General features: G+C 65.0%; 22 protein-coding genes and 1 riboswitch. Of the genes, 5 read left to right on the top strand and 17 right to left on the bottom strand.

Translation table 11 applies throughout. The features are described from left to right. Window positions 1-58 precede the first annotated feature (58 nt). From K410_RS37400 to K410_RS0128955, 7 genes are all read right to left on the bottom strand, one after another. The gene (locus K410_RS37400; RefSeq protein ID WP_049820374.1) at window positions 59-1135 is read right to left on the bottom strand and encodes a DUF4062 domain-containing protein; all 1077 of its coding nucleotides are present in this window, start codon (window positions 1133-1135) and stop codon (window positions 59-61) included. A gap of 127 nt (window positions 1136-1262) precedes the next feature. Continuing rightward, window positions 1263-3161 (bottom strand): phosphomethylpyrimidine synthase ThiC, encoded by a 1899-nt coding sequence (thiC, locus tag K410_RS0128980; protein WP_028138122.1) that lies wholly within the window; start codon window positions 3159-3161, stop codon window positions 1263-1265. Window positions 3162-3343: 182 nt separating this feature from the next. Further along, on the bottom strand, window positions 3344-3970 hold the full coding sequence (locus K410_RS0128975; protein ID WP_028138121.1) for a thiamine phosphate synthase: 627 nt from the start codon (window positions 3968-3970) through the stop codon (window positions 3344-3346). Next, a complete protein-coding gene (locus K410_RS0128970; protein WP_028138120.1) occupies window positions 3957-4739 on the bottom strand; it encodes a thiazole synthase in 783 nt (260 codons plus the stop codon). Before K410_RS0128970 ends, K410_RS0128975 begins: the two co-directional genes overlap by 14 nt. Window positions 4740-5008: 269 nt before the next feature. Beyond that, window positions 5009-5206: a sulfur carrier protein ThiS gene (thiS, locus tag K410_RS0128965; RefSeq protein WP_028138119.1), complete on the bottom strand. Its 198-nt coding sequence runs from the start codon at window positions 5204-5206 to the stop codon at window positions 5009-5011. A gap of 7 nt (window positions 5207-5213) precedes the next feature. Next, on the bottom strand, window positions 5214-6236 hold the full coding sequence (locus K410_RS0128960) for an FAD-dependent oxidoreductase (RefSeq protein ID WP_028138118.1): 1023 nt from the start codon (window positions 6234-6236) through the stop codon (window positions 5214-5216). Then, a riboswitch (TPP riboswitch) is annotated at window positions 6224-6364 on the bottom strand. Its footprint overlaps the gene before it by 13 nt. Before the next feature lie 251 nt (window positions 6365-6615). After that, window positions 6616-7179 carry a lytic transglycosylase domain-containing protein gene (locus K410_RS0128955; protein WP_028138117.1) on the bottom strand — a complete coding sequence of 188 codons (564 nt, stop codon included), beginning with the start codon at window positions 7177-7179 and terminating at the stop codon, window positions 6616-6618. Window positions 7180-7426: 247 nt separating this feature from the next. On the opposite strand from K410_RS0128955, the gene K410_RS0128950 reads away from it, so the two are divergent. Both K410_RS0128950 and K410_RS0128940 read left to right on the top strand, forming a co-directional pair. Further along, window positions 7427-7627 (top strand): hypothetical protein, encoded by a 201-nt coding sequence (locus K410_RS0128950; protein ID WP_028138116.1) that lies wholly within the window; start codon window positions 7427-7429, stop codon window positions 7625-7627. Window positions 7628-7869: 242 nt separating this feature from the next. Next, window positions 7870-8406, top strand: coding sequence for a PRC-barrel domain-containing protein (locus K410_RS0128940; RefSeq protein WP_028138115.1), 537 nt, complete (start codon window positions 7870-7872; stop codon window positions 8404-8406). Window positions 8407-8492: 86 nt separating this feature from the next. On the opposite strand, the gene K410_RS0128935 is transcribed toward K410_RS0128940, so the two are convergent. The 7 genes from K410_RS0128935 to K410_RS0128905 all read right to left on the bottom strand — a co-directional run bounded on the left by K410_RS0128935 (window position 8493) and on the right by K410_RS0128905 (window position 16716). Then, window positions 8493-9320 (bottom strand): ABC transporter permease, encoded by an 828-nt coding sequence (locus K410_RS0128935; RefSeq protein ID WP_028138114.1) that lies wholly within the window; start codon window positions 9318-9320, stop codon window positions 8493-8495. After that, a complete protein-coding gene (locus tag K410_RS0128930; RefSeq protein ID WP_028138113.1) occupies window positions 9317-10561 on the bottom strand; it encodes an ABC transporter permease in 1245 nt (414 codons plus the stop codon). The genes K410_RS0128935 and K410_RS0128930 overlap by 4 nt, the downstream gene beginning before the upstream one ends. A 220-nt stretch (window positions 10562-10781) precedes the next feature. Beyond that, on the bottom strand, window positions 10782-11840 hold the full coding sequence (locus K410_RS0128925; protein ID WP_028138112.1) for an ABC transporter substrate-binding protein: 1059 nt from the start codon (window positions 11838-11840) through the stop codon (window positions 10782-10784). 65 nt (window positions 11841-11905) lie between these two features. Further along, entirely contained in the window at window positions 11906-13015 is a 1110-nt protein-coding gene (locus K410_RS0128920) for an ABC transporter ATP-binding protein (protein WP_028138111.1), read from the bottom strand. 121 nt (window positions 13016-13136) lie between these two features. Further along, complete coding sequence (locus K410_RS0128915) at window positions 13137-14705, bottom strand: DUF4403 family protein (protein ID WP_028138110.1); 1569 nt, start codon at window positions 14703-14705, stop codon at window positions 13137-13139. A gap of 121 nt (window positions 14706-14826) precedes the next feature. Further along, window positions 14827-15465, bottom strand: coding sequence for a Vgb family protein (locus K410_RS0128910; protein WP_028138109.1), 639 nt, complete (start codon window positions 15463-15465; stop codon window positions 14827-14829). Between the two features lie 30 nt (window positions 15466-15495). Then, entirely contained in the window at window positions 15496-16716 is a 1221-nt protein-coding gene (locus K410_RS0128905; RefSeq protein ID WP_028138108.1) for a hypothetical protein, read from the bottom strand. A gap of 120 nt (window positions 16717-16836) precedes the next feature. Between K410_RS0128905 and K410_RS0128900 the strand changes: the two genes are divergently transcribed. Beyond that, complete coding sequence (locus K410_RS0128900) at window positions 16837-17628, top strand: DUF899 domain-containing protein (RefSeq protein ID WP_433994217.1); 792 nt, start codon at window positions 16837-16839, stop codon at window positions 17626-17628. Further along, window positions 17621-17893 (top strand): hypothetical protein, encoded by a 273-nt coding sequence (locus K410_RS0128895; protein ID WP_028138106.1) that lies wholly within the window; start codon window positions 17621-17623, stop codon window positions 17891-17893. Before K410_RS0128900 ends, K410_RS0128895 begins: the two co-directional genes overlap by 8 nt. Before the next feature lie 29 nt (window positions 17894-17922). On the opposite strand, the gene K410_RS37395 is transcribed toward K410_RS0128895, so the two are convergent. Beyond that, entirely contained in the window at window positions 17923-18432 is a 510-nt protein-coding gene (locus K410_RS37395) for a GNAT family N-acetyltransferase (RefSeq protein ID WP_049820372.1), read from the bottom strand. A gap of 2 nt (window positions 18433-18434) precedes the next feature. After that, complete coding sequence (locus tag K410_RS0128885; protein WP_028138105.1) at window positions 18435-18914, bottom strand: Lrp/AsnC family transcriptional regulator; 480 nt, start codon at window positions 18912-18914, stop codon at window positions 18435-18437. Window positions 18915-19046: 132 nt separating this feature from the next. Between K410_RS0128885 and K410_RS0128880 the strand changes: the two genes are divergently transcribed. After that, window positions 19047-19442, top strand: a complete 396-nt coding sequence (locus tag K410_RS0128880; RefSeq protein ID WP_028138104.1) for a nuclear transport factor 2 family protein — start codon at window positions 19047-19049, stop codon at window positions 19440-19442. A 12-nt stretch (window positions 19443-19454) separates the two neighbouring features. On the opposite strand, the gene K410_RS0128875 is transcribed toward K410_RS0128880, so the two are convergent. Further along, window positions 19455-19874: a c-type cytochrome gene (locus K410_RS0128875; protein ID WP_049820451.1), complete on the bottom strand. Its 420-nt coding sequence runs from the start codon at window positions 19872-19874 to the stop codon at window positions 19455-19457. Window positions 19875-19906 lie beyond the last annotated feature (32 nt).

Here is a 19906-nt window from a genome sequence, read left to right as displayed (position 1 = left end):
CAGCCCGCAAGTCTTTGCGATCATCGGGTCTGCGCCGGCAAGATACAAACGATTATGATCATTCTTTGTCGGCTAAGCTTGCCCCATCCGGCAACTCCTCGTCAGCTCCACGCGCTTTGTCTAATAGGAAGGCGCCGTCCTTTGATTTAGGAATTGCTCGCAGTTTCATGAGTATCGTCTCTCCATACGGAGTCAGCGACCAATAGCGATTTGTATCTGAAGGGACGTGCTTCTTCGGGCTCTTCTGAATCAGTCCAAGAGCAAAAAGTTGCACCTTTATTGTATCGAAGCTGTCGTCGGAGATCGTCTTCAGTCCTCCCGGCGGAAAATCATCCATGTTATATTTCCATAGCTCAGCAGATAGTCGGTTCTTCATCTGAGTTTCTGTGGCTTCTTCCATCATCAGTGGAGCAAGCTCGAAGAATATAGTGTTCCAAGTAACACCAACATCATGATCACTGTCGCTGTAGCTGCTACCCTTCCAAATGCGATACTGAATGACAGCATTGAATCTATCTGTTCCCCCCGCGTAGTTTTCTGCTCCGCTCGGCGCTTCTGATTTGGCCGCAGCAAGTTCTGCGCGAAGGATTTCGACCTCGTTGCGCAACCCCTCGAGTAATGTCGGATCGACAACCCGGCCGGCCCTTACCCATCCCTCCTGTGGGTTGCGCTTTGTCTCTGCAGAAATGGACTGGATAACTTTTGCTCGCAAGTCGTCTGGGTTGGACCAGAATTTTACATGTCTGTCCGATTCAACCTTCGACCGAAATGCCTTTAGTTTCGCACGAGCTGCATCGCTCAGATCTGTTTTGCCAGCGGGGATCTGCTCAGGGTGTTGATGCACAAAAGCTAGAATGGGCTTCTTGCGCAGCTTGGCGTAGTCAAATTCCATTTCGGTGTAGCTAATGCCTTCAGCTGTTGTAGAGCCGTAGCGACCTCCCACGACCAGAACATAGTAGTCACTATCGTCGATTACGCCCTTGATCAGAGCCCACTGGTCTTCATCTGATGCAGGAAACAACTCCATGCCTGCAGGAAAATGATCTAGGCTCAACAGGGCTTGCATCACAGCTTGGCGTTCTTCTTGCAGATCGGCGAAAGTCGAGCTGACGAAAATCTGATAGCGCTTGTCCATAATATACTTCGCTTTGGGTGGCCTTGCGGTATGCTAATGCTCGCAAGGGTAGCTCTGCAAGATGCGCCCAAATGAAAAGAAGCCGAGCTATCGCTCGGCTTCTTTCCTTTTGCGTTGCGTCAAGTTGCTACAACACCCGATTGCTCTCCTTCACCTTCTCCGCATCGAGATAAACGCTGCTCCCCATCTCCTTGAACTTCGCGCTCATCTTGGCCATGCCGTCTTCGGCCGTGCCCTGCATCGACATCCCCACGCTGTTCGGATCGTTCAGCGTCGCGGCGTAATCCCGCACGTCCTGCGTGATCTTCATCGAGCAGAATTTTGGGCCGCACATCGAGCAGAAATGGGCGACCTTGTGGGCTTCCTTCGGCAGGGTCTCGTCGTGGAAGTTCTTGGCGGTCTCGGGGTCGAGGCCGAGGTTGAACTGGTCGGTCCAGCGGAATTCGAACCGGGCGCGGGAGAGGGCGTCGTCGCGCAGTTGCGCGGCGGGGTGGCCCTTGGCGAGGTCGGCGGCGTGGGCGGCGATCTTGTAGGTGATGACGCCGGTCTTGACGTCGTTGCGATCGGGCAGGCCGAGATGCTCTTTCGGGGTGACGTAGCAAAGCATGGCGCAGCCGAACCAGCCGATCATGGCGGCGCCGATCCCTGAGGTGATGTGGTCATAGCCCGGCGCGATGTCGGTGGTCAGCGGTCCCAGCGTGTAGAACGGCGCCTCGCCACACTCCTTGAGCTGCTTGTCCATGTTGATCTTGATCTTGTGCATCGGCACGTGGCCGGGGCCTTCGATCATGACCTGGCAGCCCTTGTCCCAGGCTATCTTGGTGAGCTCGCCGAGCGTCTCCAGCTCGGCGAACTGCGCGCGGTCGTTGGCGTCCGCGATCGAGCCCGGACGCAGGCCGTCGCCGAGCGAGAACGAGACGTCATACTTGCGCATGAGGTCGCAGATCTCGTCGAAATGGGTGTAGAGGAAGCTTTCCTTGTGATGCGCCAGGCACCACTTCGCCATGATCGAGCCGCCGCGGGAGACGATGCCGGTGACACGGCTGGCGGTGAGGTGGATGTATTGCAGGCGCACGCCGGCGTGGATGGTGAAATAGTCGACGCCTTGCTCGCACTGCTCGATCAAGGTGTCCTTGTAGAGCTCCCAGGTCAGCTTGACCGGATCGCCGTTGCACTTCTCCAGCGCCTGATAAATGGGAACGGTGCCGATCGGCACCGGCGAGTTGCGCAAAATCCACTCACGCGTGGTGTGGATGTTGCGGCCCGTCGAGAGGTCCATCACGGTGTCGGCGCCCCAGCGGATTGCCCACACCATCTTCTCGACCTCCTCCTCGACCGACGAGGTCACGGCGGAGTTGCCGATATTGGCGTTGATCTTGGTCAGGAAGTTGCGGCCGATGATCATCGGCTCGAGCTCTGCGTGGTTGATGTTGGAGGGGATGATGGCGCGGCCGCGCGCGATCTCGTCGCGCACGAACTCCGGGGTGATGAAGGCGGGCACGGAGGCGCCAAAGCTCTCGCCGTCGGCAAGCGCCGCTTCCGCGCGCTCCAGCTGCTGCTTGCGGCCGAGGTTTTCGCGCGCAGCGACGTAGATCATCTCCTTGGTGACGATGCCGGCGCGGGCGAATTCGAGCTGGGTGATCTTGTGGCCGTCGAGGCCGCGCAGCGGCTTGTGATAGGCCGAGAAGGCGCGCGCGGCCTTGTCGGTGGAGACGCCGCCATTGTCCTCCGGCTTGATCTGACGGCCCTCATATTCCTCGACGCCGCCGCGCTCCAGCACCCATTGCTTGCGGTTGCGGGGCAGGCCCGCGTTGACGTCGATGGTCACGCTCGGGTCGGTGTAGGGGCCCGAGGTGTCGTAGACCGGCAGGTTGGGCTCGCCCGCGCCTTCGGACAGGATGATCTCGCGCAGCGGCACGCGCAAATCGGGCGCGGCGTCGGGGCTCGCGAAGATCTTGCGCGAGGAGGGCAGGGGGCCGGTGGTGACGGCGGGGACGGTTTTTTCGGGGTTGGAGCGGATGTTCATAGGGATCCTCCGGTTTTAATTCGTTAGTTTCGCTGCGCGAGAGGCAATTACCGCTGTCATCCCCGCGAAGGCGGGGATCCAGTACTCCGCGGCGGTACGGCTAGGGCCGAGAAGGCGCGGCGTACTGGATCGCCCGGTCAAGCCGGGCGATGACAGTGTGGGTGAGGTGAGAGTGAGGCGCATCACGCCGCCTCCTTCGACAGGCCGAGCCATTGCCGCACGCGGGCGTCGGGGTCGGGGTTCTGGGTGACGTCGGATACCACCGCAATGGAATCCGCGCCCGCGGCAAAGATCTCCGCGGCGTGCTCGAACTTGATGCCGCCGATGGCGACCAGCGGGATATCGCCGATGCGCTTCTTCCATTCGGTGATCTTGGGAATGCCCTGCGGCTCGAAGCGCATCGATTTGAGCGTGGTGAAGAAGATCGGGCCGAGCGCGACGTAGTCGGGCTTGGCCTCGAGCGCGGTTTCAAGCTCGGCGTCGTCATGGGTGGAGATGCCGAGTGACAGGCCGGCTTCGCGGATCGCCTTGAGGTCGGCCTCGGCGAGATCTTCCTGGCCGAGATGCAGGTACTTCGCGTCGGCGACGATCGCTGCGCGCCAATAATCGTTCACGACCAGCTTGGCTTGCGTGCCCTTCGTGATCGCCAGCGCGTCGGTGACCATCTGCAAGGCCTGGCCGTCGTCGAGCTCCTTGGCGCGCAGCTGGATGGTGCCGACGCCGAGCCTGGTCAGGCGCTCGACCCACGCCAGGCTGTCGACGACGGGATAGAAGCGATCAGGATACGCGTGGCGATCAGGATACGGCATGCCAGAACGGGGTCCCAACGACAGGGGTGGAGGGGGAGGCGAAGTCGCGGGCGTTCATCAGCCCGGCTTCGTAAGCGGTGCGGCCGGCCTCGATGCCGAGGCGGAAGGCCCTGGCCATCGCGACCGGGTCGGCGGCCTTTGCGATCGCGGTGTTGAGCAGCACGGCATCGTAGCCGAGCTCGAGCGCCTGCGCCGCGTGGCTGGGAGCGCCGAGACCGGCATCGACCACCAGCGTGATGTCGGGCAGCCGGTCGCGCAGCAGGCTCAAGGCATCGCGATTGGTGATGCCCTTCGCGCTGCCGATCGGCGCTGCCCACGGCATCACCACCTTGCAGCCGGCATCGACCAGGCGGTTCGCGACTGAGAGATCCTCGGTGCAATAGGGGAATACCTCAAAGCCGTCCTTGGTCAGGATGCCGGCGGCTTCGACCAGGCCGACGACGTCGGGCTGCAGCGTGTCGTTGTCGGCGATGACTTCCAGCTTGATCCAATTGGTGCCGAACAGCTCGCGCGCGAGCTTGGCGGTGGTCACCGCCTCGCGCACGGTGCGGCAGCCCGCGGTGTTGGGCAGCACTGACACGTCGAGCTCGCGGATCAGCTTCCAGAACGCATCCCCGGTCTTGCCGCCGGCGGATTCGCGCCGCAGCGACACCGTGACGATGTTGGCGCCGGAGGCGCGGATCGCGTCCTGCATGATCGCGGGCGAAGGATAGAGCGCGCTGCCGATGAGCAGGCGCGAGGCGAAGGTCTTGCCGTAGAAAGTCACCATGTGGAATTCCCCGTCATTCCGGATGGGCTGCGGTACGCGGACCGATCCGGAATCTCGAAGTTGTGGCGCGAGATTCCGGGTTCACGCTTCGCGTGCCCCGGAATGACGGGCCATTGCAGGTGTCATCCCCGCGAAGGCGGGGATCCAGTATTCCAGAGGCCGCGCGGCTGGAACCGTGAAGCCGCGGCGTACTGGATCGCCCGGTCGAGCCGGGCGATGACAGCGGAGTGTGTGGCAGGCGTCGGGCCAACGAACGAAGAGCCATCACCTCACCCTCCCTGCCGCGGCGTGATGATCTCGATCTCGTCGCCCGCCTTCAATGCGGTCTCGGCCCAGCGGCTTTTCGGCACGACGTCGTAGTTGAGCGCGATCGCGAAATGGGTGCCCTCGTAGTCGAGCTCGGACAGCAGCGCATCGACGCTGGCCGCATTCACCTCGCGCTGCTCGCCGTTGACGATCAAACGCATGGCACGATCACCCGCATTGCATCACCTCGTTGTCGATCTGGCCGCGCTCGACATAGGCGAGCGTCAGCTCGGCGAGCGCAGGCGCGATCAGGAAGCCGTGGCGGTAGAGGCCGTTGACGGAGATCGTCCTGCCGCGAATGCCGATGCGCGGCAGATTGTCGGGGTAGGCGGGACGAAGCCCCGAGCCGAACTCGACGATGCGGGCTTCGCCGAAGGCCGGGTGCACGGTGTAGGCGGCGCCCAGGAGCTCCAGCGCGGAGCGGACGCTGACGCCGGTGTCCTCGGCCTCGATCGAGGTCGCGCCCAGCATGAACAGATTGTTCTCGCGCGGGATCACGTAGAGCGGCCAGCGCGGATGCATCAGCCGTACCGGGCGCGCCAGCTGCACCTCGGCCGTCTCGATCAGGATCATCTCGCCCTTGACGCCGCGAAGCTCGCTGTGCTCGTCGCGGGCACTGATGCCGCGGCAGTCGATGACGATGCCGTCGGGGTCCTTGGCGAGATCGCTTGCGGTCACGTCGCTTTCGAACTTGATGGTGCCGCCGGCGGCGCGGATGCGCGCGTGCAGCTGCGGCAGCACGCGGCGCGGCTCGACATGGCCCTCGGCCGGGAAGAACAGCGCGTCGCGGAAGCGGCCCTCCAGCGAGGGCTCGAGCGCGGCAAGGCCGGCGGCGTCGAGCCGGCGGTGGTCCTCGGTCATGCGGGCAAAGCGCTCGAAATCGTTGCGCTCGCGCGGATGGGCGACGACGAGCGAGCCGTTGAACGGCGTGTCGGGCAGCTCGCGCCGCCAGATATGAAGCGAGCGCAGCCCGAGGCGGCTGATGATGGGCTCGGCGACTTCCGCCTCGCAATAGGGCGCGAGCATGCCGCCGGCCCAATGGCTGGTGGCGTCCGTCATCGCCTCGTCACCGCGCTCGTGCAAGGTCACGGCATGGCCGGCCTGTGCGAACAGCAGGGCCTGCCAGGCGCCCGCAATGCCTGCGCCGATAATGGAAACCGGTGAATCCGGTCGCTTGGTCTTCTGCAACATCCCTGTCCCTTCGCCGGCATGACCCGGATCAGGTTCAAAGGGTCACCGCGGTCCTGGCAAGCCGGTTGATCGGCATTGCCCATTTAGCGGTATCTCAGCTCCTCCTCGGAGCACCCCTCGGAACGCTGCTAATGTAGGACAGTGGGGCGGGGCGGTCAACGCGTGTTGGCGCGCGGCTGTCATTCCGGGGCGATGCACCGCGTCGAACCCGGAACCTCGTCGCTCGTGCCCCGGACGCGATGCAGCGCGCCCCTGGCGATGCGAAGCATCGTCCAGTGCGGCGTGATGCGTCGCTGAGCCGGGGCCCATAATGCGGAGCGCTGGGTCCCGGCTCTGCGCAGCAGCGCTTCGCGCTGCCGCTTGTCCGGGACACGGGGTGTTACCGCGAGGCCTGCGCCCGCGCGTTGCGGACGCGCTGGGCCAGCTTCCGGTGCGGAGCGGCGGCGAACATCGGCTGCGGATTGCCGTTTGGCTCGAGCCAAACTTGACCCATACCCCCCTGGCCCATGCTGCTGTCGCTCATGGTGGCGAGCTGCACGGCGTCCTGCCGCTGGCGCTTGGCGACGTAGTAGTAGCCGCCGGCGAAATAACGCACGGCGCGGGCGTGGTCGCCATTGGCGGCGCGATAGGCGCCGGCAAGGTACTTCACGGCATAGGTGAGGTTGGTGTTGGGATCGCGCAGGCCGGCGGCGTCGCCGGTGTAGCCGACGCCGCGGGCGGTCGCGAGCTTGATCTGCATCAGGCCGATGGTGCCGCCGCGGCCGACCAGGTGGGGCTGATAGCGGCTCTCGCGCATGATCACGCGGTGCACCAGCGCTTCCGGCACGCCGTTGGCGCGGGCATGGGCCGCGACCATCTCGGCATAGTCGGCTTGGCCGGCGAGCGCGGCTTGCGGCAATGTCAGTCCAGCTGCGAGCAGCGCGGCAATGCGTAAAATTTTCATCAGATATTCCTTAGGCCCTTGGGCCCTTGGGTGTGACCTGCGCCCGGCCGCCGTTAGGCCTTCCGAACGCGGCGATGATGTGACCAAACGCCGCCAATGGCGATTTTGCGGCGCCGAGCCGCTTTGACGACTCAATGCCGGATTACGGGTTCCCTCAGGCGGATGCCCGCTCGCGGCAGCAAGGCTGTCTATTCGCACGGGCACGCGAAAGCGAGTAAGAAGCGGCTAGCAAATCGGGAGAGGTGCCATGCCGAAAGCAATCCTCAGCTACACCCCCAGGCAGAACCCCTGCGCCCAGTGCGGCACGCCGATCCCGCGGCCCGACTGGATCGAGCCGGGCGAGGGACGCGTTTCGTATCTCTGGACCTGTCAGGCCTGCAATTACCGCTTCGAGGCGGTGGCCATCTACGACGCGGCGGCCGTCGAGCACCCGCCGCTCGCGGCGTAAGGCCTTCCGCCGATCTACGCCGCCAGGCGCGGCTGCCAGACGTCCTCGACGTCGATGGCGAGTCTGCTGTCCGCGACGTCGAGGCCGATCGACACCGCGCAATATGTTCACCTCGCAATATGTTCCTGGGTGACTCAGGAACAATGCGCATGCGCGCATCGCGACGAAATTGCGGCGTGCACGGAACTGCGTGTGGTCAACGCTGTTTTCTCCTTACGAGTTTCGTTGAAGGAGAGGACAACATGATGAAGTCGATCGTCGCCGGTCTTGCCGGCACTGCACTGCTTACGACCGTTGCGTTCGCGCAAGCACCGACCGCCACCACCGACAAGGCGGCGCCGTCCGCCACCACGACTACGTCCACGGCCACGACCGCCTCGACCACGGCGTCCGGCCAGTGGCGTACGTCCAAGATGGACGGCCTGAAGGTGTATAACGAAGCCAACGAGAACATCGGCACCATCAACGACCTGCTGATGGACAAGAACGGCGACATCAAGATCGCCGTGATCGGCGTCGGCGGCTTCCTCGGCATGGGCGAGCATCTGGTTGCCGTGCCCTACGAGAAGCTGAAGTTCGTCAACGAGGCCGTGGCCTATACCGGCACCGGCGCGAAGCCTGCCACGACCACCACGACCGGCGCTGCGACCGGCACCGCCGACACCAAGCCTGCTGCGACCACGACGTCGTCCACCTCGAAATGGTATCCGGACCACGCCGTGTTCAACGCCAGCAAGGACGAGCTGAAGAACATGCCGGAGTTCAAGTATACGGAGTAATCGCGCTCTGAGCGAGCAGACGAGGCGCGCCCGGTCTTCACCGGGCGCGCTGTCGTGCCGTTTTTATTTCGCGAGTTGCGCCGTCTTCAGCCGCCGGCCTTGAGCCGCTCGTTGCGGCGGCGCAGGGCTTCCATGGTGGCGAGGAGGATGACCGACACACTGGTCAGGATCAACGCTGCGGCCGTGATGGTCGGGCTGATGTTCTCGCGGATGCCGCTGAACATCTCGCGCGGCAGGGTGCGCTGCTCGGGGCCCGCCATGAACAGCACGATCACCACCTCGTCGAAGCTGGTCGCGAAGGCGAACAGCGCGCCCGATGCGAGGCCGGGCAGGATCAGCGGCAGGATCACGCGGCGGAACGCTTGAAGCGGCGAGGCGCCGAGCGAGGCGGCGGCGCGCGCCAGATTGGTGTCGAAGCTCTGCAGCGTCGCGCCGACCGTGATCACCACGAAGGGCGTCGCCAGTGCCGTGTGGGCCAGGATCAGGCCGAGATAGCTGCCGGTCAGTCCGATCGGCGCGAAGAAGAAATAGAGACCGACCGCGGTGATGACGCCGGGCACGACGACCGGCGACAGCACGAAGGCCAGCACGAGCGGCTTGAACCGGCTCTTCCACTGCGCCAGCCCCAGCGCGGCCAGCGTGCCAAGCACCATCGACAGTGCGGTCGAGGCGACGCCGATGATCACGCTGTTCTTCAGCGCGTTCATCCAGCGCGGCGAGGTGATGAAGTCGTCGTACCAGCGCAAGGACAGTCCGGGCAGCGGATAGGTGAGGTAGGAGCCCGAGCTGAAGGACAGCGGCATGATCGCGAGGATCGGCGCGATCAGGAAGACGAACACCAGCGTCGAGACCACGATGGTCGCGGTCCACGCGATGCGTTGGCTGGGTGTGCGCAGGGCGGAATTGTCGCTCAATTCTTCATGCCTCCCGTGACCTGCTGGCCCTGCACCAGCTTGCCGTAGACGAGCGCGAGCAGAATGGTGGCGAGCAGCAGCACCGCGCCCAGCGCCGAAGCCAGGCCCCAATTGGCGGTGTCGGTGGTGTAGAGCGCGATGAAATAGCTGATCATCTGGTCGGCGGCGCCGCCGACGAGGGCCGGCGTGATGTAATAGCCGAGCGCCAGGATGAAGACGAGCAGGCTTCCCGCGGCGATGCCGGGCAGGGTCTGAGGCAGGTAGATGCGCAGGAAGGCGGTGACCGGCGGCGCGCCGAGCGAGGCGGCGGCGCGCAAGTAGGCCGGCGAAATCGCCTTCATGCTGCTGTACAGCGGCAGGATCATGAAGGGCAGCAGAACGTGGGTCATGGCCACGCAGACGCCGAAGCGGTTATAGATCAGGCGCAACGGCTCGTCGATGATGCCGAGCCAGTGCAGGCTGTCGTTGACGACGCCTTTGCTCTGCAGCAGCACGATCCAGGCGCAGGTGCGGACCAGAAGCGAGGTCCAGAACGGCAGCAGCACGAAGATCATCAACAGGTTCGACTTTCCGGGCGGCAGCGTCGCCAGGAGGTAAGCGACCGGAAAGCCGAGGATCAGGCAGAGGACGGTGACGCTGAGGCTGATGACGAAGGTGCGGACGAACAGGCTGCGGTAGATGGCCTGGTCCGGCGGGGCCGCGACGATCGCGCCGTCCGCGTTGCGCACGAGGTCGAGCGCCGCCAGCAGGTAGAAGCCCGTGATGGGGCCGCTGGCGTCCTTGATCGTCGTCCAGGTGGCGCGTTCGCGCCAGGCCGGATTGATCTTGCCCAGCGTCTCCTTGGCGGTGCCGGGCTCGGGCGCGGTCTTCAGATTGCGGGCGGTGCTGGTCAGGATGGTGCGAAAACCGTTCAGCGCGTAGTTCAACCGCTTCGCCGCGATGGCGATGGTGTCGGCGGCGCGCGCCGCCAGCACGTCGCTTGCCAGTGCTGAATAGGCTTTCTCGTCTGGCAGGTCCTTGCCGTCCCAATCGGCGAGAGCAGCTATGGTTTGCGGCAGAACCTGACGCACCTCCCTGTCATCGACCGCGCGCCACAACATGCCGGCGATGGGCCCGGCGAAGGTGAAGAGCAGGAAGATGAGAAGCGGGAGGACCAGCGCCAATGCCTTGAGCTGGCGCGCCCGCTCCGCCTGCTTCAGGCGGCGCTTGAGCGGGACTTCGTGCAAGGACGCTGCTGTCACGGCGCGAGTCGCTTTGACGGGAGGCCTGAGCAAGCGCCTCGTCCTTCGAGACGACCGCTTCGCGGTCTCCTCAGGATGAGGCTCCACGGTATCGGTGTCCGCGAAGTCGTTGCCGCACACTCAACCCTCATCCTGAGGAGCCCGCCAAAGGCGGGCGTCTCGAAGGATGGCCGCAATGAAACTGCTTTCCATGTGCGCCGCACGCGGGTGCTGCCGCGCGCTATTTCGCGGCCCATTTGTTGAAGCGCTCGGTCAGGCGGTCGATGTTTTCGAGCCAGAAGGCCACGTTGATCTCGACCGCGTTCTTGATGTTGTCAGGGGCCGTCGGCAGATCCTTCAAGACGGCGGGCGAGAGCTTGCCGGCCGCGTCCTTGTTCGAGGTGCCGTAGGCGATGTTCTCCGACAGTTTCGACTGGTTCTCCGCCTTGCCGACGAAGTCGAGGAACTTGTAGGCGGCGTCCTTGTTCGGGCTGCCCTTGAGGATGACCCAGCTGTCGAGCGTGAACAGCGCGCCGTCCCACACCATGCCGAAGTTCTTCTTCTCGTTCTTGTTCGCGGTGTCGATGCGGCCGTTGTAGACCGAGGTCATCACCACCTCGCCGGAGGCGAGCAGTTGCGGCGGCTGGGCGCCGGCCTTCCACCAGACGATGTCGCCCTTGATGCTGTCGAGCTTCCTGAAGGCGCGCTCGACGCCCTCGTCGGTCGCCAGCACCTTGTAGACGTCTTTCGGTGCGACGCCGTCGGCCATCAGCGCGATTTCCAGCGTGGTCTTCGGACCCTGACGCAGCGCGCGCTTGCCCGGAATCTTCTTGATGTCGAAGAAGTCGGCCCAGCCCTTCGGGGCTTCCTTCAGCCTGTCTTTGTCGTAGCCGAGCACGAAGTCGTAGAGGATGGCGCCGACGCCGCACGGATTGACCGATGGCGGGATATAGGCGGCCTCGCCGCCGATCTTGGTATAGTCCAGCTTCTCGAACAGGCCTTCCTCGCAGCCGACCGCGAGCTCGTCGCTCTCGACCTGGACGACGTCCCAGGTGGCGGCACCGCCTTGCACCTTGGCGCGCAGCACGCCGACGCCGCCGTCCCAGGACTCGTCGTTCATGGCAATTCCGGCGGCCTTCTTGAACGGCTCGAAGTAGACCTTCTTCTGGGCCTCCTGGTAGGCGCCGCCCCACGACACGACGGTGAGGTCCCGCGCCTGTGCGACCGTCGCCAGCGCAGCGCTGGCACCGAGCGCGGCGGCGAAACCCAGAGCAATCCTGCCCATCTTGCGCTTCATCATGGTCCTGGTTCCTTCTTGGTGCGAGTTGCGTTGAGGTTGAGCATTTCAGGTCTGCTCGCGTTCGATCAGACCGGATCGAGGGCGAGGCAATCCTCCGGGCGGAAGCTGATGAAGACGCTCTCGCCGTGGCTCAGGCTGCCATGGGCGCCCGGCTGAAGCTTGACCATGAACTCGGCGTTGCCGGCGACGTCGAGCACGGCCAGCGCGTGGTCGCCGAGATAGATGGTGTTCTGCACCTTCGCCGGCAGGCGGTTCGGTCCGTCGCCGGAGCTGCCGTCCGCGATGATGGCGATCCGTTCCGGTCGCACCGAGAGCGAGGTGGATGCGCCCGCGCCCGAGACGTTGACCGCCCGGGCGGTGACGGCGCCGCCACCGGTCAGCGCGACGCGGCAATAATCCTTGTTGACCGTCTCGACGGTGCCGGCCAGCACGTTGTTCTCGCCGATGAAATGGGCGACGAAGCTGTTGACCGGGTGCTCGTACAGCGCGTCGGGCTTGTCGATCTGCTGCACGACGCCGTCGTTGAACACGGCGATGCGGTCGGACATGGTGAGCGCTTCGCTTTGATCGTGGGTGACGTAGACGATCGTGATGCCCATCGTCTCGTGCAGCTGCTTGATCTCAAGCTGCATCTGCTCGCGCAGGCGCTTGTCGAGGGCGCCGAGCGGCTCGTCCATCAGCACGAGCTGCGGGTTGAAGACCAGCGCACGAGCCAGCGCCACGCGCTGCTGCTGGCCGCCGGACAACTGGCCTGGCCGCCGGTGCGCCAGGTTTTCCATCTTGATCATGCGCAGCGCCGCAGCCACGCGCTCCTGCACGTCCGCCTTGCTCGTCTTGCGAACGGATAGCGGGAAGGCGATATTCTCGGCGATCGTCAGATGCGGAAACAGGGCATAGTTCTGGAACACCATGCCGATGTCGCGCTTGTGCGGCGGCATGTTCTTGATCGGCCGCTCGCTGAGATAGATCTCGCCATGGGTCGGCACCTCGAAGCCGGCCAGCATCATCAGCGTGGTCGTCTTGCCCGAGCCCGACGGGCCGAGCAGGGTGATGAACTCGCCCTTCCTGATGTCGAGATCGAGGTTCTTCACCACGAGGTGCTCGCCGTCATAGGTCTTCTGAATGCCGGAAAAGCGCACCAATGCCGGCGGGGGCGTGACCATGCCGGCTTCCATGTTGACCTCGGCTTGCCGCTACAATGCTTGTCAGCACCTCGTTCGAGGTGGCTCAGAACAGCTTAGCATCCTCGAATGAGAATGCCAGCGGGGCGACCGATGAAGAGGCTGCGGAGCCGCGCTACATCCCCGACAGCTTGCTTACAAACACGTTCAGCGAGCCGCCGGCTTCCGCGACCACGCGCAAGGTCTTGGAATCGAAGGCGATGTCGGCCAGCGTCAGGCTGTCGATCCTGGCCTCGACCTTGAGGCCGTCCTCACTCTTCTGGTAATCGGCGATTGCCGCGGCGATCTTCTCGCGGGCGTTGGCGGCGATCGGCTTCAGGTCGAGCGTCGCCCTTTGCAGTAGTGCCTGCTGCATCTGCGGCACCACGGCGCGCGCCGCGGCGCCCAGCAGGCCGAACGCCGCCTCGGATTCCACCGCGAGCTCGATGTCGGTGAGCCGCAGCGTCTGTTGCGCCTGGTCGAGCACCGGCCGCCCCCAGATGTGCACATTCGCCTCGGCGCCGAGGCCGAGCCAGCTCTTCTTCTCCTTGGCGCGCACCAGCAGCGAGATCAGCAGCCGGTCCCCCGACGGGGTCACGTTGGCGCTCTTCACGGTGACGTCCACCGGGCCGGAGCCGTCCTCGGGATAGGTGCGGCCGACCATCTGCGCGGCGATCAGCTTGTTGATCTCGGTGAAGGGCACGTCGATCGGCACGCCGATGTTCACGCCGGTGCCGGTCGGCGGCACGATCGAGATCTTGTCGGGGAACGGACAGTTCGGCTTGGTTGGCGTCGAGGTGACGCGGGTCTCCGCTTCCAGGCCGAGCAGCAGCGTCACGGCCTGCGCGTCGACGCGCGGCTGCGCGGCGATGGCGCGGATCGGTTTCATCTCCAGCCAGAGCGGCGGCAGCGCGGCCGAGGCGCCCGAGCCCTGCAGCGGGATCGAGCGGCACGCCTTGGCCCATTGCAGCTTCGCGTTCTCGCGCAGGGAGGGATCGTTGCGGATCCGCTCGGAGACGATGTTGATCTGCTCGCCGACATTCTTGTCGATCAGCGGCTTCACCTGCGCCGGCACGTTGACCTTTGCGCCGGAGACATTGAGGTTGGTGTCGCCGAGATTGACCTGGGCGCCGAGGTTGGGCTCGAGATGCCAACTGGCCGCGAGCTTCGGGCGCGAGGTGACGACCACGTTGCCCTTGATCTCCGCGCTGGCGTTCAGATTCTTGATGTTGACGGCGCCGATTCGCTTGGCTGCGTCACCGCCGAGCACACTGCCGAGCGCGTCGCCGAGCGCGCCGGTGGCCTTCGCCGACAGCGAGCCCGTCACGTTCAGCTTGCCGGAGAGCGGCGTCGAAATCGTCAGCACGTCCTTGTCGCCGCTAGCTGCCATCGGCCCGCGCACGGCGGACCAGCCGATGTCGGCGTTCTCCAGGATCTGCGAGATCGGGTTGTCGGCCTTCCCCGAGAAATTGCGCGGCGCGGCCTTCTCGGCCTGTTCGCGGATCGCCGAGAGCGCGATGGCGACCGGCGCGATCACGATCGAGCTCTTGGCGGCCGGCGGCAGCGGCGGCAATTGCGCGACCGGCGGCGCGGAATTCGTCGCGCGCGGCGACAGCCAATCCATCGCCTTCAAGCTGATGAAGAAGGACGCCGCGAGCACGGCGACGCCGATCAGGATCGTCTTCAGATTCAACGTTGGTCGCATCAATCCCCCAGGCCGCCCCGGCGGGGATTCTACAGGGCGGGCGAGAACGGCGCTAGAGCGCACCGGTGGGGTGGAATTGCGGCGAATAGGTTAACGGATGCGACCCGCCGTTGCCATGCATTCAGCCGCGCCGGGGACGGCGGACCGCTCTTACATTGCCATTGGCGCCGCCGCCGCAAAAGAAGCGGTCGCCGCCATCGGATTCCAGCCCGGACACACCCGTCCCGGCGGGCAGGTCGAGCTGCTCGAGCACCTTGCCGGTCGCGGGGTCGATCCGCCTGATGTCGCTCTCCTCGTTCTCCCAGGTGCCGTGCCAAAGCTCGCCGTCGACCCAGGTCACCCCGGTCACAAAGCGCTTGCTCTCGATGGTGCGGAGAACCTTGCCGGTTTCCGGATCGACCTGATGGATCCTGCGCTCGCGATATTCCCCGACCCACAGCGAGCCTTCGGCCCAGGCGAGGCCTGAATCGCCGCCGCCACCCGGCGCCGGAATGGTGCTGAGCACCTTGCCCGAGGCCGCATCGATCTTCTGGATGCGATCCTCGGCGATCTGGAACAGGTGCCTTCCGTCGAATGCCGTTCCCGCATGTGCGGCGACATCGATGGAGCGCGCGACCTTGCCGCTGTCAGGATCGACCGCATTCAATTTGTCGCCGGAGGCGAACCAGACATGGCTGCCGTCATAGGTGACGCCATGCACGGCCTCGACGCCCTCAAACGGCCCGTACTCCCTGATGATCTCGGCGGCTGAACGCTTCATCTGCTTGCTCCCTGTGATGTGGCCTCAACGTTACGTCTTCAGGAGCGGCGTGGGGAGTAACAAGCCTGTCGGGAAACCCGGGACGGGCGGCGTCATCCAGCGCCGGGCGCGCCCGTGCCCGAAACATTGCACCTTGTTCGAGCGCGCCAGTTCGTCGAGGGCCCGCTGCACCGTGCGTGGGCTCGTTCCCAGCGCCAGCGCCAGCGCCGAGCTCGCCCAGGGCTCGCCGTCGGAGAGGAGGGCGAGAACATTGGCGTGCTTCTCGTCGACCGGCCGCGCCAGCACGAGGATGTCGCGCGTCCTGCGCGGCGCCAGCGCAAATCCTTGGCTGGTTGCGTTCACGTCGGCGAGCGGTTTGAGCTTGGTGCGGAGCCGACCGATCTCGACGCGCAACCGCGCCCGATGCGATTCATCGAGATGTCTGGCGCGAAACGCGCCCGCAATCAGCGTCTGCCGCGACACATCCGCAGGCCACGCCTGTGCCAGGATGCGGACGAGGGCAAACAGCACCGGCCGGGTGCCGAGCAGCACCACGGTGCCGCGCCTGCGCACCGAATGATGGAACGTGTCCACGACGAGCGCCTCGGATGTCGCGAGCTGCTCGACCTCCGCAAGCAGCAATGGCCGCTCCTCGCCGCGCGTGATCAGGCGCGCTGTCGGCGTATCGAGCACGCGGCTCGCGCCTTCGACTTCGGCGGCGAGCGCGGGGATGCCGGCCTGCCGTGCGGCGCGGGCCGCCCGCGCGAGCGCCGCACGCGCATCCTTCGATCGGAGCCGCCGTATGGCGATGCCGGCGAGCACCAGCTCGCGAACGACTTGTGAGGCGGGCGGGAGCGGGAAGCGGCCGGGATCGGCGAGCATACGTTCCGCCTCCTCGATATGTCCGAGCAGGAGAAGACGCCGCGCGGCGATGTGGCGGGCATGCGCCGCGTTGGCGAGATCGCCGTGCTTTTCGAGGGTCGTGCGCGCGGCGGCGAGTGTCCTGTCCGGCCAGCTCAGGTCGCGCGAGACCAGCGCGATCTCGGCTTCGGCCACCACGCATCTTGCCCGCGCCACCGCTTCGCGCGGACCGAAGGCGCGCGCCGCATTTCGCAGCAGCGACTTGGCCTTGGCGAGGTCGCCGAGCTGCGCCATCGCGATGCCGCGCAGCGCCAGCGACGGTGCGTCGTTACGCAGCGCGACGCGGTTCAGCGCGCCGAGCGGATCGCCGGCCTCGAGCGCGCGCGCTGCGGCCGTGATCAGCGACTCCATTCAAATCCCGCCACACTTGTTACTCCCACCGCGCAACCGCGCGGTGCCAGAAATCGTTGTCGACCGACAATGTGCGGTGCGGGGCGGAATGGACTTGAGCGAGAGATTTGGAGAGTCATGATGACATCAACCCAGAACGAACCGAATAACGGACAGTCCGTCATGCAGACACCGCCTGTGGTGTCGCCGCAGGACTGGGAGGCCGCTCGTCAGCAACTGCTCGTGAAGGAGAAGGCGCATACCCGTGCCCGTGACGCCCTGGCCGCCGAGCGCCGGCGCATGCCGTGGATGGAAGTTTCCAAAACCTATGCGTTCGAGGGGCCCGGCGGCAAGCTCAGTCTCGTCGACCTGTTCCAGGGTCGGCGGCAGCTGATCGTCTACCGCGCGTTCTTCGAGCCCGGCGTGTTCGGCTGGCCCGATCACGCCTGCCGCGGCTGCTCCATGGTGGCCGACCAGGTCGCCCACGTCGCGCATTTGAATGCTCGCGACACCACGCTCGTGTTCGCCTCGCGCGCGCCGCAAGCCGATATCATCAGGCTGAAGCAACGGATGGGCTGGACCATGCCATGGGTCACCATCACCGACAGCTTCGACGCCGATTTCGGCGTCGACGAATGGCACGGCACGAACGTGTTCTACCGCGACGGGACGCGCATCTTCCGCACCTATTTCGTCAAGAGCCGCGGCGACGAGCAGATGGGCGGCACCTGGAACTACCTCGACATCACGCCGCTCGGCCGCCAGGAGGTCTGGGAGGACTCGCCGAAGGGCTATCCCCAGACTCCGACCTACAAATGGTGGAACTGGCACGACAGCTACACGGAGGGCGCCGCGCCCGACAAGAAGTGGGTCGAGATCTCAGACGCCGGCGAGAAGGCGTTCCGCCGGGAGGCGGCGGAAGGCCGTGACTAGCCCGGTCGGCGCAATGGCCGGCACCGGCCGCAATGGCGTGCTGACGGTGCGCCACCTTGCCAGGTGGCTGTCGCTGGCGGCGACACCGATCTTCGCGATCATGGCCGTGCTTACGGCCGTGGCCGGGCCGGCCGACACGCTGTGCGCCGCCGGGCAGGGGTCGCTGCTCGGCGGGATGGTGCCGATGTATCTTTTGATGAGCGCGTTTCATTCGGCAGCGTGGCTGAGGTTGATGGCGGAGCGGCGGGGCGCGGTCAGCCGGTGATCGCGCGGGGGAATGAGGGCGGCCCGACATCACCGGGGCTGTGTCGGGTCGCTTCCATCGAAGAACAGCACCATCAGGATCTCATCGTAATATCGGCCGTCCTGCTTCAGCGCTTTCACGCCGCGGCCGTATTCAACGAAGCCGGCGGCCGAATAGAGCCGCACTGCGGCCTCGTTCTCGCTGACGACGGCGAGCAGCAGCTGCTCGACGCGCGTCGCGGCATGCGCTGCGACCGCATCGACGAGGCGCCGCCCCGTGCCGGATTTTCGCGCCTGCGGTCGCACATACATGCCCCAGAGTACCGCTTTGTGCGCGGTCTTCGCGCCGTCCTCCCGGTGAAAACCGGCGATACCCACGAGTTCGTCGGAAATAAACGCGCCAAAGACGTCCGAGATTGCAAGGCGCTCCTCGAACCATGCGAGTGGTTTTTCCCGCTCGCGTTCGAACGTGCTGCCAAAAGCCTCGGGATGCGTCGCGAGCGCCTCCAGCCTGATCCTCCGGTAGAGAGCGGCGTCGGCGGGCGTGAGCAGCCTGATCATGGCTATGAGAGATGCGCCAGCGGGAGGGGCGCGCCGGCCTTCAGCGTCTGGATCGCGATGCTGCTACGGACCTCCCGCACGATGGGCAGGTTGAGGAGCTTGTCGACCAGAAAGCGCTGGTAGTCCTCCAGCTCGGGCACGACGATCTCGAGGAGGTAGTCGGCTTCGCCGGCGACGAGGTGACAGGCCACGACCTCGGGCATGGCGACCACCGTCCTCTCGAAGCTCAACGCTTGATCGTTGGCATGGCCGTTGATCTTGACGCCGAGGAAGGCCGAGAAGCCGAGCCCGATGCGGCCGCGCCGCAAGGACGCGCGGTAACCGTCGATATAGCCGTCCTGTTCCAGCCGCCGCACCCGCCGCAGGCAGGGGGACGGCGACAAACCGACCTTGTCCGCCAGCTCGATGTTGCTCAATCGTGCATTTCTCTGGAGTTCGGTAACGATGCGCCGGTCGATCGCATCCAGCTCGCATTTTGGCATGAAGTGCATCCTGTAGGATCGGAAAGGGCACAATGTTGCGCCCGAGCCGTCGAGACTAGCCCAGTTCGCAAGGACGTGCCTCGGCTTTCCGTGGGATGACATGCTCCGATGTTGCCGCTGATGGAATGAACCATGACCGAAAACCCGGATATCGCGCCTCTGCTGGAGGCCGTCGAACGCTACTTCACGCTGATGTACGACAACGACGTCGCGCAGTTCGACCACGTCTTTGCGCCGACTGCGCAGCTCCACGGATTTCGCGATGACGAATTGCGGATATTGCCGGTCCGGGAATATAGGACGATGCTGGCCTCGGTCCCGTCGCCCAAGTCCAAGAACGCACCGCGCCTTCAGGAGATACTGCTGATCGATCTGGCGTCGGCGCGGCAGGCCATGGTCAAGGTTCGAGTTCGGATCGATCTGCTCCAGTACATCGACTATCTGGCGTATCACCGCATCCACAATGCATGGCTGATCACGGCGAAGTCGTTCCATATCGAGCGACGGCACGAGCCGGTGGCCACCTAGTGCCGCTTCATCCTATTGCGTTGCTGCCCCCTGAAGATAAGCAACGATCTTGCCCGCTTCCTCTGCCGACACGCCGCCATAGGGCTGCATCTTGTTGCCCGACACCACCTCGTCCGGCTTAACCATGAAGCGCGTCAGCTTGTCCTGGTCCCAGACGATGCCGGCGTCCTTCATCGATGACGAGTAATTGTAGTTCGGCAGCGCGCCGGCCTTGCGCCCGACGATCTTGTTGAGGTTGGGGCCGAGGCGGTTGTCGCCTTCCTTCATGGAGTGGCAGGTGCGGCAGGAATTGTTGAAGGCTTGCTTGCCTGCCTCATCGCCCGCCGGCTGCTGCGCGAGCGAGGCGGGCGCGGACATGAGCAGCGTCAGCATGGCGGCGCCGGCGATTGCGTGCAGCCACGGATAGGGCGAGGATTGCAGGCGTGATTGCATTTGCGCCTCCATCGGGGACCGCGCCGCAGCCG

The sequence above is a fragment of the Bradyrhizobium sp. 22 genome (assembly GCF_000482425.1).
In the GTDB taxonomy this organism is placed as follows: Bacteria; Pseudomonadota; Alphaproteobacteria; order Rhizobiales; family Xanthobacteraceae; genus Bradyrhizobium; species Bradyrhizobium japonicum_B.
Note: the sequence above shows the minus strand (reverse complement) of the source record. Positions and strands in the feature narration are given on the sequence as shown.

What these genes read in the sequence shown, in the direction of transcription:
- K410_RS37400 (WP_049820374.1), bottom strand. Translation starts at nt 1,135, where the DNA reads ATGGACAAGCGCTATCAGATTTTCGTCAGCTCGACTTTCGCCGATCTG.
- thiC (WP_028138122.1), bottom strand. Translation starts at nt 3,161, where the DNA reads ATGAACATCCGCTCCAACCCCGAAAAAACCGTCCCCGCCGTCACCACC.
- K410_RS0128975 (WP_028138121.1), bottom strand. Translation starts at nt 3,970, where the DNA reads ATGCCGTATCCTGATCGCCACGCGTATCCTGATCGCTTCTATCCCGTC.
- K410_RS0128970 (WP_028138120.1), bottom strand. Translation starts at nt 4,739, where the DNA reads ATGGTGACTTTCTACGGCAAGACCTTCGCCTCGCGCCTGCTCATCGGC.
- thiS (WP_028138119.1), bottom strand. Translation starts at nt 5,206, where the DNA reads ATGCGTTTGATCGTCAACGGCGAGCAGCGCGAGGTGAATGCGGCCAGC.
- K410_RS0128960 (WP_028138118.1), bottom strand. Translation starts at nt 6,236, where the DNA reads ATGTTGCAGAAGACCAAGCGACCGGATTCACCGGTTTCCATTATCGGC.
- K410_RS0128955 (WP_028138117.1), bottom strand. Translation starts at nt 7,179, where the DNA reads ATGAAAATTTTACGCATTGCCGCGCTGCTCGCAGCTGGACTGACATTG.
- K410_RS0128950 (WP_028138116.1), top strand. Translation starts at nt 7,427, where the DNA reads ATGCCGAAAGCAATCCTCAGCTACACCCCCAGGCAGAACCCCTGCGCC.
- K410_RS0128940 (WP_028138115.1), top strand. Translation starts at nt 7,870, where the DNA reads ATGATGAAGTCGATCGTCGCCGGTCTTGCCGGCACTGCACTGCTTACG.
- K410_RS0128925 (WP_028138112.1), bottom strand. Translation starts at nt 11,840, where the DNA reads ATGATGAAGCGCAAGATGGGCAGGATTGCTCTGGGTTTCGCCGCCGCG.
- K410_RS0128920 (WP_028138111.1), bottom strand. Translation starts at nt 13,015, where the DNA reads ATGGAAGCCGGCATGGTCACGCCCCCGCCGGCATTGGTGCGCTTTTCC.
- K410_RS0128915 (WP_028138110.1), bottom strand. Translation starts at nt 14,705, where the DNA reads ATGCGACCAACGTTGAATCTGAAGACGATCCTGATCGGCGTCGCCGTG.
- K410_RS0128910 (WP_028138109.1), bottom strand. Translation starts at nt 15,465, where the DNA reads ATGAAGCGTTCAGCCGCCGAGATCATCAGGGAGTACGGGCCGTTTGAG.
- K410_RS0128905 (WP_028138108.1), bottom strand. Translation starts at nt 16,716, where the DNA reads ATGGAGTCGCTGATCACGGCCGCAGCGCGCGCGCTCGAGGCCGGCGAT.
- K410_RS0128900 (WP_433994217.1), top strand. Translation starts at nt 16,837, where the DNA reads ATGACATCAACCCAGAACGAACCGAATAACGGACAGTCCGTCATGCAG.
- K410_RS37395 (WP_049820372.1), bottom strand. Translation starts at nt 18,432, where the DNA reads ATGATCAGGCTGCTCACGCCCGCCGACGCCGCTCTCTACCGGAGGATC.
- K410_RS0128885 (WP_028138105.1), bottom strand. Translation starts at nt 18,914, where the DNA reads ATGCCAAAATGCGAGCTGGATGCGATCGACCGGCGCATCGTTACCGAA.
- K410_RS0128880 (WP_028138104.1), top strand. Translation starts at nt 19,047, where the DNA reads ATGACCGAAAACCCGGATATCGCGCCTCTGCTGGAGGCCGTCGAACGC.
- K410_RS0128875 (WP_049820451.1), bottom strand. Translation starts at nt 19,874, where the DNA reads ATGCAATCACGCCTGCAATCCTCGCCCTATCCGTGGCTGCACGCAATC.